Origin of the sequence: Streptomyces sp. NPDC088116 (genome assembly GCF_044741745.1) — a bacterium.
In the GTDB taxonomy this organism is placed as follows: domain Bacteria; phylum Actinomycetota; class Actinomycetes; order Streptomycetales; family Streptomycetaceae; genus Streptomyces.
On sequence record NZ_JBIUTF010000010.1, the window covers coordinates 177113 to 198976 of the forward strand.

Annotated in this window: 20 protein-coding genes; 11 read left to right on the top strand and 9 right to left on the bottom strand. The window is 69.8% G+C overall.

The annotated features are described in order from the left end of the window. Positions 1-240 precede the first annotated feature (240 nt). From ACIOJD_RS32915 to folE, 5 genes are all read left to right on the top strand, one after another. A complete protein-coding gene (locus tag ACIOJD_RS32915) occupies positions 241-1371 on the top strand; it encodes a zinc-dependent metalloprotease (protein WP_401919938.1) in 1131 nt (376 codons plus the stop codon). 187 nt (positions 1372-1558) lie between these two features. After that, on the top strand, positions 1559-2587 hold the full coding sequence (gene tilS / locus ACIOJD_RS32920; protein WP_401919939.1) for a tRNA lysidine(34) synthetase TilS: 1029 nt from the start codon (positions 1559-1561) through the stop codon (positions 2585-2587). 82 nt (positions 2588-2669) lie between these two features. Beyond that, positions 2670-3230 (top strand): hypoxanthine phosphoribosyltransferase, encoded by a 561-nt coding sequence (gene hpt / locus ACIOJD_RS32925; RefSeq protein WP_401889973.1) that lies wholly within the window; start codon positions 2670-2672, stop codon positions 3228-3230. 273 nt (positions 3231-3503) lie between these two features. Further along, positions 3504-5531 carry an ATP-dependent zinc metalloprotease FtsH gene (gene ftsH / locus ACIOJD_RS32930; protein ID WP_401919940.1) on the top strand — a complete coding sequence of 676 codons (2028 nt, stop codon included), beginning with the start codon at positions 3504-3506 and terminating at the stop codon, positions 5529-5531. Between the two features lie 112 nt (positions 5532-5643). Next, positions 5644-6249 (top strand): GTP cyclohydrolase I FolE, encoded by a 606-nt coding sequence (folE, locus tag ACIOJD_RS32935; protein ID WP_401919942.1) that lies wholly within the window; start codon positions 5644-5646, stop codon positions 6247-6249. A gap of 64 nt (positions 6250-6313) precedes the next feature. On the opposite strand, the gene ACIOJD_RS32940 is transcribed toward folE, so the two are convergent. The 6 genes from ACIOJD_RS32940 to ACIOJD_RS32965 form a co-directional block, all read right to left on the bottom strand. Further along, positions 6314-6808, bottom strand: a complete 495-nt coding sequence (locus tag ACIOJD_RS32940) for a DUF3180 domain-containing protein (RefSeq protein ID WP_401919943.1) — start codon at positions 6806-6808, stop codon at positions 6314-6316. An 87-nt stretch (positions 6809-6895) separates the two neighbouring features. Further along, on the bottom strand, positions 6896-7510 hold the full coding sequence (gene folK, locus ACIOJD_RS32945) for a 2-amino-4-hydroxy-6-hydroxymethyldihydropteridine diphosphokinase (RefSeq protein ID WP_401919944.1): 615 nt from the start codon (positions 7508-7510) through the stop codon (positions 6896-6898). Beyond that, positions 7507-7866 carry a dihydroneopterin aldolase gene (gene folB, locus ACIOJD_RS32950; protein ID WP_401919946.1) on the bottom strand — a complete coding sequence of 120 codons (360 nt, stop codon included), beginning with the start codon at positions 7864-7866 and terminating at the stop codon, positions 7507-7509. The genes folK and folB overlap by 4 nt, the downstream gene beginning before the upstream one ends. 191 nt (positions 7867-8057) lie before the next feature. Beyond that, on the bottom strand, positions 8058-8516 hold the full coding sequence (locus ACIOJD_RS32955; RefSeq protein ID WP_401919947.1) for a nuclear transport factor 2 family protein: 459 nt from the start codon (positions 8514-8516) through the stop codon (positions 8058-8060). Next, the gene (gene folP / locus ACIOJD_RS32960; protein WP_401919949.1) at positions 8513-9373 is read right to left on the bottom strand and encodes a dihydropteroate synthase; all 861 of its coding nucleotides are present in this window, start codon (positions 9371-9373) and stop codon (positions 8513-8515) included. The genes ACIOJD_RS32955 and folP overlap by 4 nt, the downstream gene beginning before the upstream one ends. Positions 9374-9448: 75 nt before the next feature. Then, a complete protein-coding gene (locus ACIOJD_RS32965) occupies positions 9449-11344 on the bottom strand; it encodes a phosphatidylglycerol lysyltransferase domain-containing protein (RefSeq protein WP_401919951.1) in 1896 nt (631 codons plus the stop codon). A 148-nt stretch (positions 11345-11492) separates the two neighbouring features. Here ACIOJD_RS32965 and ACIOJD_RS32970 point away from each other — a divergent pair, with 148 nt between their 5' ends. Further along, entirely contained in the window at positions 11493-12605 is a 1113-nt protein-coding gene (locus ACIOJD_RS32970; RefSeq protein ID WP_401919953.1) for an alpha/beta hydrolase, read from the top strand. Between the two features lie 32 nt (positions 12606-12637). Here ACIOJD_RS32970 and ACIOJD_RS32975 read toward each other — a convergent pair whose 3' ends face one another. Then, positions 12638-13810 carry an ABC transporter ATP-binding protein gene (locus ACIOJD_RS32975; protein ID WP_401919955.1) on the bottom strand — a complete coding sequence of 391 codons (1173 nt, stop codon included), beginning with the start codon at positions 13808-13810 and terminating at the stop codon, positions 12638-12640. Positions 13811-13954: 144 nt separating this feature from the next. Between ACIOJD_RS32975 and ACIOJD_RS32980 the strand changes: the two genes are divergently transcribed. From ACIOJD_RS32980 to ACIOJD_RS32995, 4 genes are all read left to right on the top strand, one after another. Then, positions 13955-14752 (top strand): ABC transporter permease, encoded by a 798-nt coding sequence (locus ACIOJD_RS32980; protein ID WP_401919956.1) that lies wholly within the window; start codon positions 13955-13957, stop codon positions 14750-14752. A gap of 2 nt (positions 14753-14754) precedes the next feature. Beyond that, positions 14755-15564, top strand: a complete 810-nt coding sequence (locus ACIOJD_RS32985; RefSeq protein WP_401919958.1) for an ABC transporter permease — start codon at positions 14755-14757, stop codon at positions 15562-15564. A gap of 48 nt (positions 15565-15612) precedes the next feature. Continuing rightward, positions 15613-16596: an ABC transporter substrate-binding protein gene (locus ACIOJD_RS32990; RefSeq protein ID WP_401919959.1), complete on the top strand. Its 984-nt coding sequence runs from the start codon at positions 15613-15615 to the stop codon at positions 16594-16596. A gap of 185 nt (positions 16597-16781) precedes the next feature. After that, positions 16782-17921, top strand: coding sequence for a hypothetical protein (locus ACIOJD_RS32995; protein WP_401919961.1), 1140 nt, complete (start codon positions 16782-16784; stop codon positions 17919-17921). A gap of 75 nt (positions 17922-17996) precedes the next feature. On the opposite strand, the gene ACIOJD_RS33000 is transcribed toward ACIOJD_RS32995, so the two are convergent. Continuing rightward, positions 17997-19148, bottom strand: a complete 1152-nt coding sequence (locus ACIOJD_RS33000) for an NADH-quinone oxidoreductase subunit D (RefSeq protein WP_401919963.1) — start codon at positions 19146-19148, stop codon at positions 17997-17999. Between the two features lie 210 nt (positions 19149-19358). Further along, positions 19359-20375 (bottom strand): SAM-dependent methyltransferase, encoded by a 1017-nt coding sequence (locus tag ACIOJD_RS33005; RefSeq protein ID WP_401920029.1) that lies wholly within the window; start codon positions 20373-20375, stop codon positions 19359-19361. 225 nt (positions 20376-20600) lie between these two features. Between ACIOJD_RS33005 and ACIOJD_RS33010 the strand changes: the two genes are divergently transcribed. Then, a complete protein-coding gene (locus tag ACIOJD_RS33010) occupies positions 20601-21797 on the top strand; it encodes a sensor histidine kinase (protein WP_401919964.1) in 1197 nt (398 codons plus the stop codon). The last annotated feature ends 67 nt before the right edge of the window (positions 21798-21864 follow it).

Genomic DNA, 21864 nt, shown 5'->3' on the forward strand with positions numbered 1-21864 from the left:
GCGTTCGCCGTACGGGTACGAGAGGGAGTCCCCGGTACGCGGCAGGTGATCCCGTGGCCGATACGTGGCAGGCGATTCCGTCCCCGGAACACGGCCGACCATCCCGCGACCGGCAAACGGCCGACGATCCCGTAAGGGGACGGCACAGCACGGCACAGGGGTGTCACAGGGTCGGCATAGGGGAAAATCCGGGCCCCCGACACCTCACCGCTCTCCGGGCCGACCACGTACGGTTGACGCATGACGAGCATCGGTGGTGCCGAGATGGTCGACTGGAATCTCGCGGTGGCGACCGCGACCCGCCTGGTGCGGCCGGGGCCGGAAGTGACCAGGGACGAGGCGCGCGAGATCGTCGCCGAGCTGCGGCGGCATGCCAAGGCGTCTGAGGAGCACGTCCGCGCGTACACGCGGATGATCCCCGACGGGCATGAGCCGGTCGACACCCCCGTCCTGGTCGTGGACCGGGCCGGCTGGGTGAAGGCCAATGTCGCCGGATTCCGCGAGCTGCTCAAGCCCCTGTTCGAGAAGATGCAGGAACGTCGCTCCAGCGGCCCCGGCGGAGCCGTGCTCGGCGCCGTCGGAGGCAAGGTGACCGGCGTGGAGCTGGGCATGCTGCTGTCGTTCATGGCGTCCCGGGTCCTCGGCCAGTACGAGACGTTCGCCCCCGCAACCCGTGATCTCCCGTCGGCCGCGGACGGCGGCGGCCGACTCCTGCTCGTCGCCCCCAACATCGTCCACGTCGAGCGTGAACTGGACGTCGATCCCCACGACTTCAGGCTCTGGGTCGCCCTGCACGAGGAGACCCACCGCACCCAGTTCACCGGCGTGCCCTGGCTGCGGGACCACCTTCAGGGAGAGATCCAGTCCTTCCTGGAGGAGACCGAGGTCGACCCCATGACCGTGGTCGAACGGCTCCGCGAGGCCGCCCAGTCGCTCGCCGGTGGCCGCCCCGAGGGCGAGGAGAACGACACCGGCCGCAGCATCGTCGAGCTGGTACAGACCCCCGGGCAGCGCGAGATCCTGGGCCGGCTCACCGCCGTGATGTCCCTGCTCGAAGGCCACGCCGACTATGTGATGGACGGGGTCGGACCGCAGGTCGTGCCCTCGGTCGCCGAGATCCGGGAGAAGTTCCAGCAGCGCAGGGCGCGCGGCGCCAGCCGCCTCGACCAGGCACTGCGCAAGCTGCTCGGCCTCGACGCCAAGCTGCGCCAGTACCGGGACGGGGAGCGGTTCGTACGGGCCGTTGTCGAGGAGGTCGGCATGGACGGTTTCAACCGGGTCTGGACCTCGCCGAACACCCTTCCGACAAAGGCGGAGATCGCCAAACCGGCGGACTGGGTCGCGCGGGTGCACCGTAAGGCAGATTCGTGAGCCGGATCGGGCTCGGAGCATAAGAACGCCTCAGGTATCACCCATCCGAGGGACCGTGGGTGAGGGATAGGCGTGCGATGCTCGGGTAATGGCTCGGCTCTGTCACCATCGACGCACTCTGAGTGACGGTCTCCGTCCTGACTCCGACCGAGGCACCCCCCGAAAAACATCACGAAGGGCACCGGATATGGGTCCCCATCCTGCGGTCGCGGCGATACGCCTGGCGGTCCGCCGCGTACTCCACGACATTCTCACCGGGCGGACGGAAGCCTCCGCCACCACCTCGCTCCCCCCCTCCGGCGAGCCGCCTCTCGTGCTCGTCGCCTGCTCCGGCGGCGCCGATTCCATGGCGCTCGCGTCCGCCCTCGCCTTCGAGGCCCCCAAACTCTCCGTCAGGGCCGGTGCCATCACGGTCGACCACGGCCTCCAGGCGGGCTCCGGACTCCGCGCCGCCGAACTCGTCGCCCGGCTCCGCTCCATGCGGCTCGACCCCGCCGAATCCGTCGCCGTGACCGTAGGCCGCGACGGAGGCCCCGAAGCCGCCGCCCGGGACGCCCGTTACGGAGCCCTCGACGCCGCCGCCGAGCGCCACCGGGCGGCGGCCGTCCTGCTCGGCCACACCCGCGACGACCAGGCCGAGACCGTCCTGCTCGGTCTCGCCCGAGGCTCCGGCACCCGCTCCCTGTCCGGAATGGCCGCCGTCGCGGGAGCGGCCGGCCGGTACCGCCGCCCCTTCCTCCAGCTCGACCGGCAGACCGCCCGCAAGGCCTGCCTGGTCCAGTCGATCCCCGTCTGGGACGACCCGCACAACGCCGACCCCTCGTACACCCGCTCGCGACTGCGCCACGAGGGCCTGCCCGCCCTGGAGAAGGCGCTCGGCAAAGGCGTCGTCGAGGCCCTCGCCCGTACGGCACAGCTCTCCCGCGACGACGCCGACGCCCTGGACGCCTGGGCCGCCGACGCGGAGGGCGTGGTGCGGGACGAGGCGGGGCAGCTGGTGTGCGCCCGGCTGTACGCACTGCCGGCCGCCGTCCGCCGCCGGGTGCTGCGCCGGGCGGTCATCGACGAGGGATCCCCCGCCGGTTCGCTGTTCGCCCGTCACATCGAAGAGGTCGACCGCCTGATCACGGGCTGGCGCGGCCAGGGGGCCATCAACCTGCCCGGCCGCGTGGAGGCCAGGCGGCAGGGTGGCAGACTGGTCATCCGGCAGGGCTGAAGCGCCGACGCGTGACGGCTGATGCGCTACGGCTGTGTCTCCCGGGTCCTCGGACCCAGGACCCAGGCCGACAACGAAAGTGATGCGGGTGGACGACAAGGACATGGGCGACGACCTTCAGTCGGTGCTCATCACCAAGGAAGAGATCGACGCGAAGCTGGCCGACCTGGCCGCGAAGATCGACGCGGAGTACGCAGGCAAGGATCTGCTTCTCGTCGGGGTCCTCAAGGGCGCCGTGATGGTCATGGCGGACCTGGCACGCGCCCTGTCCACCCCCGTGACGATGGACTGGATGGCCGTCTCCTCCTACGGAGCGGGCACCCAGTCCTCCGGTGTGGTCCGGATCCTGAAGGACCTGGACACCGACATCAAGGGCAAGCACGTCCTGATCGTCGAGGACATCATCGACTCGGGTCTGACCCTGTCGTGGCTGATCTCCAACCTCGGTTCACGGGAGCCGGCCTCGCTGGAGGTCTGCACCCTGCTCCGTAAGCCGGATGCCGCAAAGGTCGCGATCGACGTGAAATGGATCGGCTTCGACATTCCCAATGAGTTTGTTGTCGGATACGGGCTGGATTACTCGGAGAAGTACCGCAATATTCCTTTCGTCGGCACGCTCGCACCGCACGTGTACGGCGGATAGGTCCGGCTCGACAAGATCGGCCGGATCCCACGGCTCCGGAAGCTCCGCCGAGTCTCGTGGAGCCCGGTCGAGCGGCGAAGCATTTCGGAAAGGCTTCGCCGTTGCCGGGAACCCCGGACCGCTTCGCGCCGTTGAAGCATGGGAAGACGGGTTTGTCAGCTGTCCCGTGCGGTCGCGGGTGACGATGCTGAGGTACCGTCCGAAGAACACTCTTTTTCACACAGCAGCATTTACCTACGGGCAGGAGGGACGGGGCGACTTCGCCTCGTATGGATGGACGTGAAGCGATACTTCCGTGGGCCGGTCATGTGGATCGTGCTGGCCGTCCTCGCCGTGGTCGTGTTGATGCAGGTCGTCGGCTCGTCGGGCGGCTACAAGACGGTGGACACCGGCGAGGTTGTCCAGGCGATCGACAAGAACCAGGCCGAGCAGGTCAAACTGACCACCGGTGACGATCAGATCATCAAGGTCGACCTCAAGGGCGGCCAGAAGATCAAGGGCAGCGACAAGATCCAGGCCAGCTACATCGGCAACCAGGGTTCGTCGCTGGCCTCGACGCTGCAGAAAAAGTTCCAGAACGGTGATATCAGCAAGGGCTACACGGTCTCGCCGTCGAAGCAGAGCCCGTTCGTCTCGGTGCTGTTCTCGCTGCTGCCCTTTGTCCTGATCGTCGTGGTCTTCCTGTTCCTGATGAATCAGATGCAGGGCGGCGGCTCCCGGGTCATGCAGTTCGGGAAGTCCAAGGCCAAGCTCATCACCAAGGACACTCCCAAGACGACCTTCTCCGATGTGGCGGGGTCCGACGAGGCGGTCGAGGAACTCCACGAGATCAAGGAGTTCCTCCAGGAGCCGGCGAAGTTCCAGGCCGTCGGCGCCAAGATCCCGAAGGGTGTGCTGCTCTACGGCCCGCCCGGTACGGGCAAGACGCTGCTCGCCCGCGCCGTCGCGGGTGAGGCCGGGGTGCCGTTCTACTCGATCTCCGGATCCGACTTCGTCGAGATGTTCGTCGGTGTCGGTGCCTCCCGTGTGCGTGACCTCTTCGAGCAGGCCAAGGCGAACGCTCCGGCGATCGTCTTCGTCGACGAGATCGACGCCGTCGGCCGGCACCGTGGTGCGGGTCTCGGCGGTGGCCACGACGAGCGCGAGCAGACGCTGAACCAGCTGCTCGTCGAGATGGACGGCTTCGACGTGAAGGGCGGCGTCATTCTGATCGCCGCCACGAACCGGCCCGACATCCTCGACCCGGCGCTGCTGCGTCCGGGCCGCTTCGACCGGCAGATCGCCGTCGACCGCCCGGACATGCAGGGCCGGCTGGAGATCCTCAAGGTCCACCAGAAGGGCAAGCCGGTCGCTCCGGACGTCGATCTGGGCGCGGTTGCCCGTCGTACGCCCGGCTTCACCGGCGCGGACCTGGCGAACGTGCTGAACGAAGCAGCGCTCCTGACGGCGCGCAGCGACGGGAAGCTGATTGACAACCACTTCCTGGACGAGGCGATCGACCGTGTCGTGGCGGGCCCGCAGAAGCGGACCCGGATCATGTCCGAGAAGGAAAAGAAGATCACCGCGTATCACGAGGGCGGTCACGCCCTGGTCGCCGCGGCATCTCCGAACTCCGATCCGGTTCACAAGATCACGATCCTGTCGAGAGGCCGGGCCCTGGGTTACACCATGGTCCTGCCCGACGAGGACAAGTACTCGACCACGCGTAACGAGATGCTCGACCAGCTGGCGTACATGCTGGGCGGGCGCGCGGCCGAGGAACTGGTCTTCCACGACCCGACGACGGGCGCGGCCAACGACATCGAGAAGGCCACGGCCACGGCCCGCGCGATGGTCACGCAGTACGGCATGACCGAGCGGCTCGGCGCGATCAAGTTCGGCGGCGACAACACGGAGCCGTTCCTCGGCCGGGAGATGGCGCATCAGCGCGATTACTCGGAAGAGGTCGCGGCGCTGGTCGACGAAGAGGTCAAGAAGCTCATCGAGACCGCGCACAACGAGGCGTGGGAGATCCTCGTCGAGAACCGCGACGTTCTCGACAATCTGGTCCTTCAGCTCCTGGAGAAGGAGACGCTCAACAAGGACCAGATCGCCGAGGTCTTCTCGACGATCGTGAAGCGCCCGTCCCGCCCGGCGTGGACCGGCTCCTCGCGTCGTACACCCTCGACGCGGCCGCCGGTTCTCTCGCCCAAGGAGCTGGCGTTGACCAACGGCGCGTCCGGTTCGAACGGCGGGATCCCCGCGGTGACGAACGGCGAAACGCCCACCGAAGCGGTCCCCGAGGACCGTCCGGAGAGCTGATCCCGGGCGCCTCACCAGGCCCGGAATGGATGCCGCGTTCCCCAGGTTTTAGCCTGTGGGGGCGCGGCTTTCGTTTGCCTCGCCCCATGGACCGCACAGGAACGAGGCACACATGACCGACCCGGTGACGCTGAAGGGGGAGACCCCGGTGCGCGAGTTCGACGAGAAGCGGGCCGAGAACGCAGTGCGTGAGCTGCTGATCGCGGTCGGGGAAGACCCGGACCGTGAGGGCCTGCTGGAGACTCCCGGCCGGGTGGCGCGCGCGTACCGGGAAATATTCGCTGGGCTGCGGCAGACGCCCGAAGGCGTCCTGACGACGACGTTCGACCTCGGTCATGACGAGATGGTCCTCGTGAAGGACATCGAAGTGATGTCGTCCTGTGAGCATCATCTGGTCCCGTTCGTCGGGGTCGCCCATGTCGGCTACATCCCGTCGGCCGACGGGAAGATCACCGGACTGTCGAAGCTGGCCCGGCTGGTGGACGTCTTCGCCCGCCGGCCGCAGGTCCAGGAACGGCTGACCACGCAGATCGCCGACTCCCTGATGAAGATCCTTGAGCCGCGGGGGGTGATCGTGGTCGTCGAGTGCGAGCACATGTGCATGACCATGCGCGGGGTACGCAAGCCGGGGGCAAAGACGATCACCTCGGCGGTCCGTGGCCAGCTGCGTGATCCCGCGACCCGTGCGGAAGCGATGAGTCTGATCATGGCCCGCTGAGCCGGCCGGCCGACCGCTGAAGCGCCCACGACAGCGGGGCCTTGGCTCCGGCGCGGGCCCTGGCTTACGCGGGTCCGGCCGGGGCCGCGCCGTTCTTCTCGTTCTCCGGGTCGTCCGGGAGCTTGCAGACGCGCTCCAGGAAGAAGGCCGCGGCGATCACCGCGATTCCCGCCAGCACCGAGAAGCCCGCGTAGATGGCCTGGTCGCGGCGGGCCGGTATGTCGAGGGAGCCGAGCAGGAACACACCCACGCCGCCGTACATGCCGGAGACCAGGGCCGCCACCAGCGCGCTGGCCTGGCCGAAGACCACCGCGCGGGCGGCCATCATGGGGTCCACGCCCTTCGCGTCCGGGCGCCGTTCCCGCTGGGCCTTCAGCCGGGCGCGCAGGGAGAGGGCTGTCGCGGTGAGGACGGTGGCGATCGCCGCGAGGACGATCGGCGCGGCGAGCGGCACGCTCGGCAGGGTGCCGAACGAGTCCCAGAGCCGGGCGGCGGCCCACGAGAGCACGCCCGCCACCACGAACAGGCCGGCGAGGACGCCGATCCGCAATTGCTTCACCGAGAAAGCCGCCCTTCGCCTTGCTGTACCGAGCCGGACCGACCCGGTCCGAGCCACCCGCCTGCTCCGCTCCGCAGAGCCTAACGACTACTCGGGCAGGCGGAGTTCCAGGTCGGCGCGGGGCCGCACGCCGCCCCGGCCGACGTCCGTCAGCAGTTCGGCCACCGGGCCCTGGCCCGGCACCTGGGCCTGAGGGTCCACGTCGTGCCACGGGGCCAGCACGAAGGCGCGCTGATGGGCCCTGGGGTGGGGGAGGGTCAGCAGCGGGTCGTCCGAGACGACGTCCGCGTACGTCAGGATGTCCACGTCGATCGTGCGCGATCCCCAGCGCTCGTCCCGGACCCGCTCGAAGGCTTCCTCGATGGCCTGGCCGCGCTCCAGCAGCGAGGACGGCGGCAGCGTCGTCCTGATCAGGACGACCGCGTTGAGGTACGACGGCTGGGTGCCCGGTTCGACGCCCCAGGGCTCGGTCTCGTACACCGGCGAGACCGCTTTGACCCGCAGGCCAGGGGTGTCCTCCAGGGCGTCGATGGCGCCCTGGAGCGTCTCCAGCCGGTTGCCGAGGTTGGAGCCGAGGGAGACCACGGCCTGTTTCGGGTTCGACAGCGTGCTGTCCGCCGCGTCCACCTGTGCGACCACGGAGGCGGGCACCGGCTGTACGGTCGGGTCGCTCTGCGGCCCGTTAGTCGAAAACACAGTCATACTCGGCTCCGGGTGATGGTGATGGTCACATCGTCGAAGGGCACGGTGATCGGGGCGTCGGGCTTGTGGACGATCACCTCGACCTCCTGGACACCGTCGTGCTCGAGGCACTGCTGGGCGATGCGCTCCGCCAAGGTCTCTATCAGATTGACCGGCTCGCCCTGGACGATCTCGACAACCTCTTCCGCCACGATTCCGTAGTGGACGGTTTTGGTGAGGTCGTCCTCGGCAGCCGCGGGACGGGTGTCCAGGCCGAGCACCAGGTCCACGACGAAGGTCTGTCCTTCTTCGCGCTCCTGGGGGAAGACGCCGTGGTGCCCGCGGGCCTTGAGGCCGCGCAGCGCGACTCGATCCACGCGAATCACTCCTGCTGTCGTTGGTCGTCGGGGCACCCGGCCGCGTCCGGGAGGCATGATGCCCTGATTCGAATCTACCTGCGGACTTCGGCAGCGCTCTCCCGCGGGGGTGACCGGAGGAGCGCGCCGTGGTTGGAATCCGCGTCTACCCTCGGCTCCCACCAGCCAACCCACCAGGGTTGTTCACCCCCTCACGCGGGGGTCTCGTCGTCCGGTTCCTCATCGGTTTCGGCCAGTACGGGCGACCCGTGATGTGACCAGATCTTCCAGCCCTCGGACGTGCGACGGAACACATTCGTGGCGACGACCAGTTGACCGACCAGCGGTCCCAGGTCGCCGTTCTCCTCGGCGGGGCCGCCGCTGAGGATGTTCTCGGTGCAGGTCACCACGGCGGTGTCGGCCCAGACGGACACCACGACGTCCGTGAGGAAGAACTGGATGTACTCGGTGTTCGCCATGATCAGGGCGTACGAGCGCAGCACCTCGGCCCGGCCGGTGAGCACGGGCCAGCCCGGGTGGACGCAGGAGACGCTCTCGTCGTCGCCGTCGAGCCAGAGTCCGGACAGCGCCTCGAAGTCGCCGTGTTCCATGGCGTCGTAGAACGTGGTGTTGGCCAGTTCGACCTGCTCGACCTCCGTACCCGCGGTCACTGGGCGCCCTCGACCGCGCGCGCGACGCGGATCGCGTCCCTCGTGGCCCGTACCTCATGGACCCGGACCGCCCAGGCGCCCTGGTGGGCGGCGATCGCGGAGACGGCGGCCGTGGCCGCGTCGCGTTCCCTGGCGGGTGGCGGGGAGCCCTCGCCGCCGGAGAGGACATGGCCGAGGAATCGTTTACGGGAGGCGGCCACCAGCAGCGGCCGGCCCAGGGAGCGCAGGTCGGCGAGGTGCGCGAGGAGCTTCAGGTCGTGCTCGGCGTGCTTGGCGAAGCCGAGGCCGGGGTCGATGACGAGGCGCTCGGGTGGGATACCGCCGGCGATCACGGCGTCCATCCGTGCGCGCAGTTCGGTGACGACTTCCGCGACGACGTCCGTGTAGACGGCGCGGCTGTTCATCTCCTCGCTGAAGCCGCGCCAGTGCATCACCACGAAGGGCACTCCGGCCGCGGCGACGGCGGGCACCATGGCCGGGTCGCCGAGGCCGCCGCTGACGTCGTTGACCAGTAGGGCGCCGGCCTCCACCGAACGCTCGGCGACGGAGGCGCGCATGGTGTCGACGGAGACGGCGACGCCTTCGGAGGCGAGGCCGCGTACGACCGGGAGGACGCGTTTGAGCTCCTCGTCCTCGTCGACGCGGGGCGCGCCCGGCCGGGTCGATTCGCCGCCGACGTCCACCAGGTCGGCGCCTTGGACGACGAGGTCGAGACCGCGTTTGACGGCGGCGGTCGTGTCGAACCAGCGGCCGCCGTCGGAGAAGGAATCGGGCGTCACGTTGATGACTCCCATGACCGCGCAGCGGTCCCACTCCGGCAGTCCCTCGACCGTGCCCCGTCCACGCAACGTACTCATACGCCCACCCTAAGGGCTGTCCCGCCGATCTTTCCCGGGCACGAAAGCCCCGCAGGAGGCTCCGTACGCAGGTCCTTACGCCGTACGGACCTCATGGTCCGGCGTGGCCCCGGTGGTGTGTGCGCACGGGCGCGGGAGCCCGCCGCGGGCGAGGCGGCGCAGGGGGCGGGGCAGCGACATCGTCACAAAGCCTTCGGCCTGCATCGCGGCGAAGCCGATACGCAGCAGGTCACCGCTGTGGCGGAAGACGACGTAACGGGGCTCCCAGCGTGGCTGGAACTTGGCGTTGAAGCGGTACAGCGACTCGATCTGGAACCAGCGGGAGAGGAAGACCAGCAGGCCGCGCCAGCCGCGCAGGACGGGTCCCGCGCCCAGCCGCTCGCCCCGGGCGAGCGCCGAGCGGAACATCGCGAAGTTGAGGGAGACACGCACCACGCCCAGCGCGGGGGCCTCGTGCAGCGCGGCGACGATCAGGAGTTCGTTCATGCCGGGGTCGGCGGAGCGGTCGCGGCGCATCAGGTCCAGGGACATGCCGTCCGTGCCCCACGGGACGAAGTGGAGGACGGCCTTCAGGTCGCCGTACGGTCCTGTCGTGTCCTCGCCCGGCTTGTGGGCGGTGGCGATCACCGAGTCGCCGTCGGCGGGGTCGCCGATCCGGCCCAGGGCCATGGAGAAGCCGCGTTCCGTATCCGTGCCGCGCCAGTCGTCGGCGGCGAGGCGGATACGCCGCAGTTCGCCGTCGGAGAGGTCACGGACGCGCCGTACCCGCGTTTCGTAGCCGGCGCGCTCGATGCGCTTCACCATCTGGCGTACGTTTCGCATGGCGCGTCCGTGCAAGGAGAAATCCGGCACGTCCACCACCGCTTCGTCGCCCAGCTCCAGGGCGTCGAGTCCGGTCTCGCGGGTCCAGACCTCGCCGCCGGTCTCGCTGCACCCCATGACGGCGGGGGCCCAGGAGTGGGCCTTGGCCTCGTCCATGAAGCGTTCGATGGCGCCGGGCCAGGCCTCGACATCGCCGATGGGGTCGCCGCTGGCGAGCATCACCCCGGAGACGACGCGGTAGCAGACGGCCGCCTTGCCGCTGGGGGAGAAGACCACGCCCTTGTCGCGGCGGAGCGCGAAATGGCCGAGTGAGTCACGGCGGCCGTGCAGGGCGAGCAGGGCGCGCAGTCGCTGTTCGTCGTCCTCGGTGAGGCGCGCGGCCGGGTGCTCGGGACGGAAGGCCAGGTAGACGGTGGTGAGGGCGGTGAGCAGGCCGAGCGCGCCGAGGCAGGCGCCGACCGTCCAGTCCACGCTGCCGCTGTAGTCGACGGGGCCTTCGAGGCCGAACAGGCCGTACAGCACATGTTCGAGCCGGTCGGTCAGGCTGGGGTCGCCGAGGATCCGGTGCGGATGGGCGCTGACGATGATCAGACCGAGGCCGATGGAGCCCGCGCCCATCAGGACGAAGTTCGCCAGGGCCCGCCAGCGGCTGTGCGGGTCGGGCAGGGCGGCGAACTCGCGCCGGTGCCGTACCAGCAGGGTGAGCAGGACCAGCGAGAGCACGACACCGGCGAGCGAGTGCCGGTAGGTGAACTGCCCCACCGCGCCCACGGGCAGCAGCACGACGGCGGCGCGCCAGGCGCGGCGCTTGTGGCGCTTGAGGCCGTGGGCGAGCAGCAGCAGGAGTACGCCGGCGCTCAGGGAGAGCGCGGCGGCGAAGGGGCCGAGCGCCCCGGGCAGGACCTCGGCGAGGGTGTGCATCCGGCTGTGGCGGAAGCGGGGGAAGACCCCGGCGGCGATGTCGATCAGCCCGATGACGGAGCAGGCGGTACCGACCAGCGCGGGGACGGCCTCGGGCCGGGGTCCGCGGAACAGCCGCCGCGCTCGGTGGGCCAGACGGGGTGTCACCCGGCCCGGGGGTATCCCTGGAGGCCGCCGGGCCCGAACCGGAACCGATCCCGATTTATCCCCATCTAGCGTCACAGACATCGCTTCCCGTGGCTCCGCGAGAGATTGTGGCGTCCAGGATCGCTTCTTCCGCGCGGTGCCGGACATTTCGCGACCTCTAGGACGAGGCTTTCGGGGAGCGGGTTCCTCCGCATTCGGGAAAATCTCAAGAGGAGAAGGCTCGGTCACCATGGGTCTTACCAGCCGTAAAGTCCTGGCCTTGGCCATTCTGCTGGCCGTTCTGCTGTTCGTCGCCACGGTCTGGCTCTGGCCGAGGCTGTCCCGCCGTACGCCACGCGCGGTGTTCGGCCGGGTCGGCCTGCTGTTCGCCACCCAGGTGGCGCTCTTCGCCGCGGTCGGCCTCGCCGCGAACAGCTCGTTCCTCTTCTACGGTTCCTGGGCGGATCTCTTCGGCCGGCAGCAGTCTCTGGGGGCGGTCGTGGACCACTCGGCCGGCGGCAGGCACCTCACGGTCATGGAGACGCGGCGGGCACCCGTCCCGGGCGGCACGCGGCCCTCGGTGGCCGGGCAGATCCAGAAGATCGTCCTCGGCGGACCGGAATCGGGGATCGACAGCAGCGCGTACGTCTATCTGCCCCCCGAGTACTTCCGGCCGCAGTTCGCGCGCCGGCACTTCCCGGCCGCCGTGGTGCTCACCGGCTACCCGGGCATCGCGGACAACCTGATCAAGGGGCTGAACTACCCGACGACGGCCTGGCAGCTGGCCAAGGTCGGCAAGACGCAGCCGATGGTCCTGGTGATGCTGCGTCCCACCGTGGCGCCGCCGCGGGACACCGAATGCGTGGACATCCCCGGCGGCCCGCTGACCGAGACGTTCTTCGCCAGGGATCTGCCCGGGGTGATCTCGAAGACGTACCGCGTCGGGACCGGGCCGCGGCACTGGGGCATCATCGGCAACTCCACCGGCGGCTACTGCGCCCTGAAGATCGCGCTGCACCACCCGGACCGGTACGCGGCGGGCGTCGGGCTCTCCGCGTACTACAAGGCGGCCGAGGACCCGACGACGGGCGACCTCTTCCAGGGGAGGAAGGCGCTGCGCAACCGGGCCGACCTGATGTGGAGCCTGGACCACCTGCCGCAGGGCAGGTCGTCGCTTCTCGTCACCAGCTCCAGGTCGGGGGAGGGGAACCTCAGGTCCACGGAGCGGTTCATCAGCAAGGTCAGGGCGCCCGCGCACGTCTCGTCGATCATCCTCGACAGCGGCGGGCACAACTTCAACACCTGGCGGCGGGAGATCCCGTCGGCGCTGGAGTGGCTGAGCGGGCGGCTCAGCGCGGAGTAGGCCCCGCGCCCCCTCTCCTCCCGTTCCTCTCCTCAGGAGGCGGAGACCTTGTCGACGGTCTCCAGGCGCACGTCGGTACGGGGGATGGCCTGGGCGTCCGCGTCGATCGACCGGCGCAGCGCCTCGTGCAGCCGGGCCGGGGTCAGGACCCCCAGGAACCGTCCCGTCTCCTCCTTGTCGATGACCGCGATCCAGCCCGCGTCGTGCTGGAGCATCGTGGCGAACGCCTGCTTGAGCGAGGCGCCGACGGGCAGCCAGGCCTCCATCCGGCGGGCGTGTTCGCGTACGGTCCCCGACGCCCCCGTCTGGTCTGTGGAGATCCAGCCGTGCAGATTGTCCTGGGAGTCCAGGACGACGGCCCAGCGCGCGCCGTCCTCGGCGAGCTTCGCCGCGGCGCGTCCGAGCGGGTCTTCCAGGTGGAGTACGGGCGGCTGTTCGAGGTCGCCCTCCTCGATGGGCGTGACCGAGAGCCGCTTGAGACCGCGGTCGGCGCCGACGAAATCGGCGACGTACGGGGTGGCGGGGACGCCGAGCACGGCGGCCGGGGCGTCGAACTGCTCGATCCTGCCCTGCCCGTACACGGCGATACGGTCGCCGAGGCGGACGGCCTCCTCGATGTCGTGCGTGACGAACAGCACCGTCTTGCGCACGGCGGCCTGAAGCTTCAGGAACTCGCTCTGGAGATGGTCGCGTACGACCGGGTCGACCGCGCCGAACGGCTCGTCCATCAGCAGGACGGGCGGGTCGGCGGCCAGCGCGCGGGCCACGCCGACGCGCTGGCGCTGGCCGCCGGAGAGCTGCTCCGGGTAGCGGTCGCCGTAGACGGACGGGTCGAGCCCGACCAGGTCGAGGAGTTCGGCGGCGCGCTCACGGCCCTTGCCGCGCTGCCAGCCGAGAAGATGCGGGACGGTCGCGGTGTTCTCCAGGACCGTCTTGTGCGGGAACAGGCCCACCTGCTGGATGACATAGCCGATACGGCGCCTCAACTGGACCGGGTCGATGGCGGATATGTCGTCCCCGTCGACGAATATGCGCCCCTCGGTCGGTTCGATGAGACGGTTGACCATTTTCATGGTGGTCGTCTTGCCGCAACCGGAAGGTCCGACGAGCGTGATCAGTTCGCCCTGGGAGACCTCGAAGGAGAGATCGTCGACGGCGGTTGTGCCGTCCGGGTACCGCTTGGTGACGTGCTCGAATCGGATCATGGTTCCCCATTGTGCGGCGTGTTGTGTGAAGGCCATGTTGCTGGAATGTGGCGGGCTTCCGCGAATGTCAGTGGTCGGGGATAAGGTCGCCGGACATAGGTGATGCAAGACGAAGGAAGCCGGAAGACGGGGGAGGCGGAGTGGATGAACGCGCAGGGATGCCTGGCGGCGAACGACTGGATCTGCGGGGAATATCTCCGCTCCCGTAGCCAGGACTTGACCGATGCCACGGTCCAGCATGTGTGGATCACCGTGGTGTCCGTCGTCATCGGGCTGGTGGTGGCATTTCCGTTGGCACTGCTGGCACGGAGCAGGCCCTCATTCGCCGGACCGGTGCTCGGGCTGACGACCTTGCTCTACACGATTCCCTCGCTGGCGCTGTTCTCGTTGCTGCTGCCGCTGTTCGGGCTGTCGGCGGGGCTCGTGATCACCGGTCTGGTGCTGTATTCGCTGACCATTCTCGTGCGGAACATCATGGCGGGTCTGGAATCGGTACCGGAAGAGGCCCGGGAAGCGGCGCGCGGGATGGGGTACGGACCGGGGCGGCTGCTCTGGGAAGTCGAGTTGCCGCTGGCGCTGCCCGCGTTGATGGCGGGTCTGCGGATAGTGACGGTGTCGACGATCGCGCTGACCACGGTCGGTTCGATCGTCGGGCGGGGCGGACTCGGCAATCTCATCGAGGACGCGCTGCCGAGTTTCTTCAAGGCACAGGTGCTGACGGCGTCCGTGCTGTGCGTGCTGCTGGCGGTCGTCGCCGATCTGCTGCTGCTGGGGGTCCAGCGGCTGCTGACGCCCTGGACCCGAATACGTCCGTCGGGCCCGTCCCGTACGTCGCGCCTGTCCCGTGCCGCCTCCGGTGAGGTCCTGGACTCCCATGAGGCCGGGAAGCCCGGTCCGGCGGACGCGATCGGCCGGTCAGGCCCGGCGAAGGTGGGGAGCTGATCATGGGTGTCATGGGAGAGGCCTGGACCTGGCTGACGACCGGTGCCAACTGGTCGGGCGACAGCGGTGTGTGGAACCGGCTCGGGGAGCATGTGTACGTCAGCGGGGTCGCGCTCGCGCTGGCCTGCGCCATCGCCCTGCCCGTGGCGCTGTACCTGGGGCACATCGGCAAGGGCGGCGCGCTCGCTATCAATATCTCCAACGTGGGCCGGGCGATCCCCGTCTTCGCCGTGCTCGCCCTGTTCATGGTCTCGCCGCTGCGCAACGCCGGCTCGGTGCCCACGGTCATCGCGCTGGTGCTGTTCGCCGTACCGCCCCTGCTGACCAACGCCTATGTCGGTATGCGAGGGGTGGACAGCGCGGTGGTGGAGGCCGCGCGGGGGATGGGCATGTCCGGGCGCCAGCTGTTCGTACGGGTCGAACTGCCCCTGGCGTACCCGCTGATCATGACCGGCCTCCGGTCCGCCTCGGTACAGGTGGTGGCCACCGCCACGATCGCGGCGATGGTCGGTCAGGGCGGCCTCGGCCGGATCATCACCGCCGGCTTCAACACGTACAACACCCCGCAGGTGGTCGCGGGCGCGCTCCTGGTGGCGCTGCTCGCGCTGCTCGTCGAGGGTGTGCTGGTGGCGCTGGACCGGGTGATCGACCCGGCGCCGTCCCCCGCCTCCGTGGCGGCCGTCGCTTCCGACGCCTCTGCCGCGCCCGATGTGTCCCTCGCGGCCGGCGCCCCCGTCGCCTCCGGGACCTCGGACACCTCCGTCGCCTCCGGATCCTCCGGTGGCGGGACGTCTTCCCGTACGACCGTGTGACGACCGCGTGATGACAGATCTTCCGGCCTCTTGGAAATGGTGAACCTCATGAGCAAGACCTCGCGCCTCGCGGGTGCGGCACTCGGAGTGATGGCGCTGACCGCGTCGCTCGCCGCGTGCGGCGGCGACAGCCTGGAGGAGGGCAAGAGCGGTTCCGGGGCCGACTCCGGCTCCGGTTCCGGGAAGAAGGGCGCGCTCGTCATCGGGGCGGCGGCCTTCACGGAGTCCAAGGTGCTCGCGGAGCTGTACGCCCGGATACTCGGCGACGCCGGCTACGCCACGTCCGTCACCACGGTGAAGAACCGTGAGCTGTACGAACCCTCCCTGGAGAAGGGAGAGATCGACGTGGTGCCCGAATACGCCGCGACGATCACGGAATTCCTCAATGCCAAGGCCAATGGAGCCAAGGCCGCCGAGTCCAAGCCGCTGGCGTCCAGCGACGCGGCCGCGACCGTTGCCGCTTTGACGAAGCTGGCCGAGCCGCGCGGACTGAAGGTACTCCCGCCCGGCAAGGCCGTCGACCAGAATGCCTTCGCGGTCACCAAGGAATTCGCGGAGAAGAACAAGCTCAAGTCCCTTTCCGATCTTGGTGAGTCGAAGCTCAAGGTCAAGATCGCGGCGGGCGACGAGTGCGAGGTACGGCCGTTCTGCGCGCCGGGTCTGAAGAAGACGTACGGCATCGATGTGGCGGGCATCGACCCCAAGGGTGTCGGCACTCCGCAGTCCAAGCAGGCCGTCAAGGACGGTGTGGATCAAGTCGTCCTGAGCAGTACGACCGACGGCACACTCGACAGCTTCGGCCTGGTGGTGCTGGAGGACGACAAGAAGCTCCAGAACGCCGACAACGTACTGCCGGTGGTCAATGCCAAGGACGCCGGATCGAAGGAGATAGCCGATGTCCTCGGCAAGTTGACCGACACGCTGACCACGGACGATCTCGCGGAGCTGAACCTCAAGGTCGATGCCGAGCGGGCGAAGCCGGAGGATGTGGCCAAGGAGTACCTGGAGTCCAAAGGCCTGGTCAAGAAGTAGCCGTGGGACGGTGGCGGCGGGGTAAGGACTGGTAACGACTCCTGAGCGACGGGAGAAGTGGCCGCGGGCAAAGAGCAGTTCCGCGGAGGAATCAGGGGAGGGACGGTAGGGGCGCGGGCAACGGGCTGAGAAAGATTGTCCGACCGGCGCCCCATAAGGTCCCGACGCACGGTAAATTTCAGGCCATGCCACGTGGACGCCACCGCCATTCCCCACCCCTCCACAAGCTTCTGCCGCCGTCGGCGGTCGCCGGAGCCGCGGTCCTCTGCGCCGCGGGCGCCTGGCTCTTCTCGGAGCCCGTGGTGCTGCGCGGTCTGGTGGCCGCGACGGCCGTCGCGGCCATCGGCGGCGCGGTCATGATGCGCGGCTGGGACCGCAGCGCCGGGCGCCGCGTCGCCGAACTGACGCGCGCGCGGGACAGCGACCAGTGGAAGACCGAGGAGCGCATAGCGGAACTCGAAGCCGACGTCGAGGAGTCGCGCGAGCTGCGGCTCAAGCTCGACGCCAAGCTGCGCTCCAAGCGGATCGAGCTGGCCGGGCTGCGGGGCGAGCACGCCGCGCTGCTGCGCCGGTACGCCACGGCGGAGACCGAGCGCGCCAGCGCGCTGGAGGGGCGGCGTCGGCTCGCCCTGGAGGCGGCGGCCGAGCCCAAGGCCCTGACCGCCGCGGGCAGTACGCCCTCGCGCGCGGCGTACGTCGGTGCCGCGCGGGCGCTGTCCGAGCTCTCGCGCAACGGCGCGACCCAGCAGGCGAAGCGGACCGTCGAGGCGGCCCGCGAGCGTGATCTGGCCGAGCGCCGTGCCTCGGAGGCGGATGAGCCGCAGGGGAAGCACGCGGCGGCCGCCGGGGAAGAGCAGCACAGCCGCCCGTCGTCCGCCCTCCCCGCCACCCAGGTGCCCGTCGCGTCCGCGATCGCTCCGTACTCCCTGCGCCGTCCGGTACGGCGGACCGAGGGAGGCTTCGACTTCTTCGGCACGCTGGGAGCCCAGGCCCACACGGATCAGACCGCCCACGACGCCGATCAGGCTGAGCGGGGCAAGCGGGAAGAGCGGGACGAGCCGGGCACGCAGGACGGTGCCGCGAAGACGGCCGCTGATGCCTTCGGGACGGCCGGAACGGCCGGGACGGCTCGGCCGGACGCGGATCAGCGGTCGCAGGGCGCCGAGTTGGAGCATGAGGATCTCGCCGATGTGGTGGGCGAGGAAGTCCTCGCCGAGCGCCGCAGGACCGAGGGGCGCGCGGTGGGTCAGGTCATCGACCTCACGGCGCACGACGAGACCGAGCAGTTCGACCTCGGCGCGCTGCGCAACGCGATCGGCTCCTGACTCGGGAGGTCCGGACCTCCGGACCTCCTGCCCGACTCATGTGTCCGGGTGACCTGTGGCGTGTGACGTGCGCGGTTACTTGTCGATGTCGCCGACGACGAAGAACAGCGATCCCAGGATCGCCACCATGTCGGCGACCTGCGTCCCGGGCAGCAGTTCGGTCAGTGCCTGGATGTTGTTGAACGAGGCCGAGCGGAGCTTCAGCCGGTACGGCGTCTTCTCGCCCTTCGACACCAGGTAGTAGCCGTTGATGCCGAGAGGGTTCTCGGTCCAGGCGTACGTGTGCCCCTCCGGGGCCTTCAGCACCTTGGGCAGCCGCTGGTTGATCGGCCCGGCCGGCAGCTCCGTGATCCGGTCCAGGCAGGCGTCCGCCAGGTCCAGCGCGTTGGTCGTCTGCTCCAGCAGGCATTCGAAGCGGGCCAGGCAGTCGCCCTCCTCGCGGGTGACGACCTCGAGGGTGTCCTGGAGTTCGCCGTACGCGAGATACGGCTCGTCGCGGCGCAGGTCGAAGTCGACCCCGGAGGCACGGGCGATCGGGCCGGACACCCCGTAGGCGTGGACCGTCTCCGGCGACAGCACACCGACACCGCGCGTACGGCCCCGGAAGATCTCGTTGCCGAGGACCAGCCGGTCGTACACGTCCATCCGCGAGCGGACCCCGGCGACCGCCTGCCTGGCCCGGCCGAGCCAGCCGGCCGGAAGGTCCTCCTTGAGGCCGCCGACCCGGTTGAACATGTAGTGCATCCGGCCGCCGGAGATCTCCTCCATCACGGTCTGGAGCTCCTCGCGCTCCCGGAACGCGTAGAACACCGGGGTGATACCGCCCAGTTCGAGGGGGTACGAGCCGAGGAACATCAGGTGGTTGAGAACGCGGTTCAGCTCGGCGAGCAGGGTCCTGGTCCAGACGGCGCGCTCGGGCACCTCCATGCCGAGCATCCGCTCGACGGCCATCACCACACCCAGCTCGTTGGAGAACGCCGACAGCCAGTCGTGGCGGTTCGCGAGCATCACGATCTGCCGGTAGTCGCGGGCCTCGAAGAGCTTCTCGGCGCCGCGGTGCATATAGCCGATGACCGGTTCCGCGTGCCGGATCACTTCCCCGTCGAGGACGAGACGGAGGCGGAGCACGCCGTGCGTGGAGGGGTGCTGTGGCCCGATGTTGAGCACCATGTCGGTGCTCTCCGCCGCGCCGCCGATGCCGACCGTCGTCCGGGTGGTCTCCGTCATGGGCGACAGTCTCTCAGAGCGCCGCCGGGCCTTCGGGGGCGGTGGTACGGAGCCCCGGCCGGCGCGGAGGGCTCCTCTGACGTGCCTGCGCCTGTGTTTCGTTCCCGTTCCCGTGCCTGCGCCTCTGCTCGTGCCCGCGTGCCCGTTCCTGTGCCCGTGCCCGTTCCTGTGCCCCGTTGCCCCGTGCCCGTGCTCGTGCCTGCGAGGGGCTCAGGCCTCCGACGTACTCAGGCTCCCTGACGTACGACGGAGGTCCGGCAGCGCGATGCCGACCGGCTGCATCAGCCAGCCGAAGTCACCGAGACCGCCCCGCGCGGTCAGCTCGGCCGCCTCCCCGGCGGCCGAGAGGGCCCGTACGTACGCCGCCGGGTCGGCGGAGGCGAGCGACAGCGGCGGACGCCCACCGCTCACCCCCAGGCCGTGCAGCGCCTCGCGCTGGCCGAGCAGCTCCGCGCCGGGCAGCGCGCAGGCGTCCAGCGCCACATGCGCGGTGAGATCGCAGCCGCCGTCCGGTACGGGGTGCACCTCCCGGCCCTCCCGGAAGCCGGTCAGGGTGCCGAAGGGCGGCCTGGCATCCCGTACGTGCGCGTAGTCCACGGCGACCGCGAGTCCCCGCTCCAGCGCGCCGACGGCCGTCGCCCATGCCTCGTCGCGGGGCCGGCCGATCTCCGCCCTGGTGCCGGGGCCTGCCTGCGGCCACCAGCGGGCGAGCCACTCCGCGTCGGGTCCTTCGACCGGTTCGCCCGGTTCCTCGGAGCCGTCGGGCCGTACGAGGACGTACCGTACGACTCCGTCGGGACCGGTCTCGGCGATGTCGACGGGGACGTTGTCCAGCCACTCGTTGGCGAAGAGCAGCCCGTGGACACCGGCCGGGGGTTCCGCGCGCCACTCGATGCGCGGGTCGAGCCCCGGCGGACGGGGGGCGCGCTCGACGGCGTACGGACGCACCGTGGGGCCACTTGTCCGACCGCTCGCGCGTTCGGCCGGGGAGTCATTCGCGAGCCCGCTCACGCGCCCCTCGTCGACCGTGGCCAGGACTCCGGTCAGCAGCTCGCCGCGGCCCGCGCCGATGTCGACGAGCGCCACCTCGTCCGTCCCCAGCAGCCGGGCCGTCCCGGCCAGCAGCCGGGCGACGGCGGCGGCGAACAGCGGGGAGGCGTGCACGGAGGTGCGGAAGTGCCCGGCAGGTCCCTCGGGGCGCAGGTAGAAGCCGCCGGGACCGTACAGCGCCGCCTGCGCCGCCGTACGCCACCGGACGGGACCGGGGCCGTCGGGGAGGGCCCGGACGGACCGTGCGGTTCCACCGTTCCGCTTCCCCCGCGGTTTACACGTCTCATCCGTCACGTCATCCGTCACGGAGTCAAGTCTCCACCTTGGGGAGTAGGCTTCCGCCGACCGGATCGCCCCTCCGGTTGACCTGATCGCCTTTTCCGCCTCCCTACGCTGGGTTTCGTGCAGCGCTTCTACGACTTTCTCCGCCGACACCCGACGGGCGTCGACAGCTTCTGGGCTGTCATGCTCTTCGGGTTCTCCATGTTGTGGACGGTCCAGAATTTCTCCGGCGTCGCACCACGGCTCGTCGCCATCGCGATGGTCCTGCTGCTGAGCCTGACCGTGGCTCTGCGCCGCCGAGCACCGGAGAAGATGCTGCTGCTCGTGGTGGCCCTGGGGATCATCCAGGTCGTGCTGGACGTACAGATCAACCCGGCCGACTTCGCGATGCTGGTCGTCATCTACACCGTCACCGCGCAGGGCGGACCACGCTGGGCCTCTCAGCTCGCCCTGATCGGCGGCGTGCTCGCCACCCCGATCTCGCAGGTGCGCTGGCCCACCAGCGGCGGCACCGCGGGCCTGGTGTTCTTCACCGTCGTCATGAGCGTGCCGTTCGTCCTCGCCTGGGTCCTGGGCGACTCCATACGCACCCGCCGCGCCTACTTCGACCAGCTGGAAGAGCGTGCCACCAGGCTGGAGAAGGAGCGCGAGGCGCAGGCAAAGGTCGCGGTCGCCGCGGAACGGGCCCGGATCGCGCGCGAGCTGCACGACGTCGTCGCCCACAACGTCTCGGTGATGATCGTCCAGGCGGACGGCGCCGCCTATGTGCTGGACGCCGCGCCCGGCCAGGCCAAGGAGGCCCTGGAGACGATCTCCACCACCGGCCGTCAGGCCCTCGCCGAGATGCGCCGGCTGCTGGGAGTGCTGCGGACCGGTGACTCCGAGGAGAGCGGGGAGTACGTACCGCAGCCCGATGTCGGTCAGATCGAGGATCTGGTCGAGAAGGTACGGACCGCGGGCCTCGCCGTGGACTTCAGGATCGAGGGAACGCCCCGGCAGCTGCCCAGCGGCGTGGAGCTCACCGCGTACCGCATCGTGCAGGAGGCCCTCACCAACAGCCGTAAACACGGCGGCCCGGACGTCGGCGCCAGTGTGCGGCTGGTCTACTTCGACGACGGGCTCGGACTGCTCATCGAGGACGACGGCCGGGGAGCGGCCCACGAGTTGTACGAGGACGGCGGCGCCGACGGCCGGGGACACGGGATGATCGGTATGCGGGAGCGGGTCGGTATGGTCGGCGGCACGCTGGACGCCGGACCGCGCCCCGGCGGCGGCTTCCGGATCAGCGCGCTGCTGCCGCTGAAGCCCGCGAACTAGGTCCTGTCCCGTTCCCGCGACCGGCGCCACGCCGGGCGCAGTCCCCCTCTCTCTTCTTCCCCTCCCC

Coding starts and splice junctions, on each gene's coding strand:
- ACIOJD_RS32915 (WP_401919938.1), top strand. CDS start 241: ATGACGAGCATCGGTGGTGCCGAGATGGTCGACTGGAATCTCGCGGTG.
- tilS (WP_401919939.1), top strand. CDS start 1,559: ATGGGTCCCCATCCTGCGGTCGCGGCGATACGCCTGGCGGTCCGCCGC.
- hpt (WP_401889973.1), top strand. CDS start 2,670: ATGCGGGTGGACGACAAGGACATGGGCGACGACCTTCAGTCGGTGCTC.
- ftsH (WP_401919940.1), top strand. CDS start 3,504: ATGGACGTGAAGCGATACTTCCGTGGGCCGGTCATGTGGATCGTGCTG.
- folE (WP_401919942.1), top strand. CDS start 5,644: ATGACCGACCCGGTGACGCTGAAGGGGGAGACCCCGGTGCGCGAGTTC.
- folK (WP_401919944.1), bottom strand. CDS start 7,510: ATGACTGTGTTTTCGACTAACGGGCCGCAGAGCGACCCGACCGTACAG.
- folP (WP_401919949.1), bottom strand. CDS start 9,373: ATGAGTACGTTGCGTGGACGGGGCACGGTCGAGGGACTGCCGGAGTGG.
- ACIOJD_RS32965 (WP_401919951.1), bottom strand. CDS start 11,344: ATGTCTGTGACGCTAGATGGGGATAAATCGGGATCGGTTCCGGTTCGG.
- ACIOJD_RS32970 (WP_401919953.1), top strand. CDS start 11,493: ATGGGTCTTACCAGCCGTAAAGTCCTGGCCTTGGCCATTCTGCTGGCC.
- ACIOJD_RS32975 (WP_401919955.1), bottom strand. CDS start 13,810: ATGATCCGATTCGAGCACGTCACCAAGCGGTACCCGGACGGCACAACC.
- ACIOJD_RS32980 (WP_401919956.1), top strand. CDS start 13,955: ATGAACGCGCAGGGATGCCTGGCGGCGAACGACTGGATCTGCGGGGAA.
- ACIOJD_RS32985 (WP_401919958.1), top strand. CDS start 14,755: ATGGGTGTCATGGGAGAGGCCTGGACCTGGCTGACGACCGGTGCCAAC.
- ACIOJD_RS32990 (WP_401919959.1), top strand. CDS start 15,613: ATGAGCAAGACCTCGCGCCTCGCGGGTGCGGCACTCGGAGTGATGGCG.
- ACIOJD_RS32995 (WP_401919961.1), top strand. CDS start 16,782: ATGCCACGTGGACGCCACCGCCATTCCCCACCCCTCCACAAGCTTCTG.
- ACIOJD_RS33000 (WP_401919963.1), bottom strand. CDS start 19,148: ATGACGGAGACCACCCGGACGACGGTCGGCATCGGCGGCGCGGCGGAG.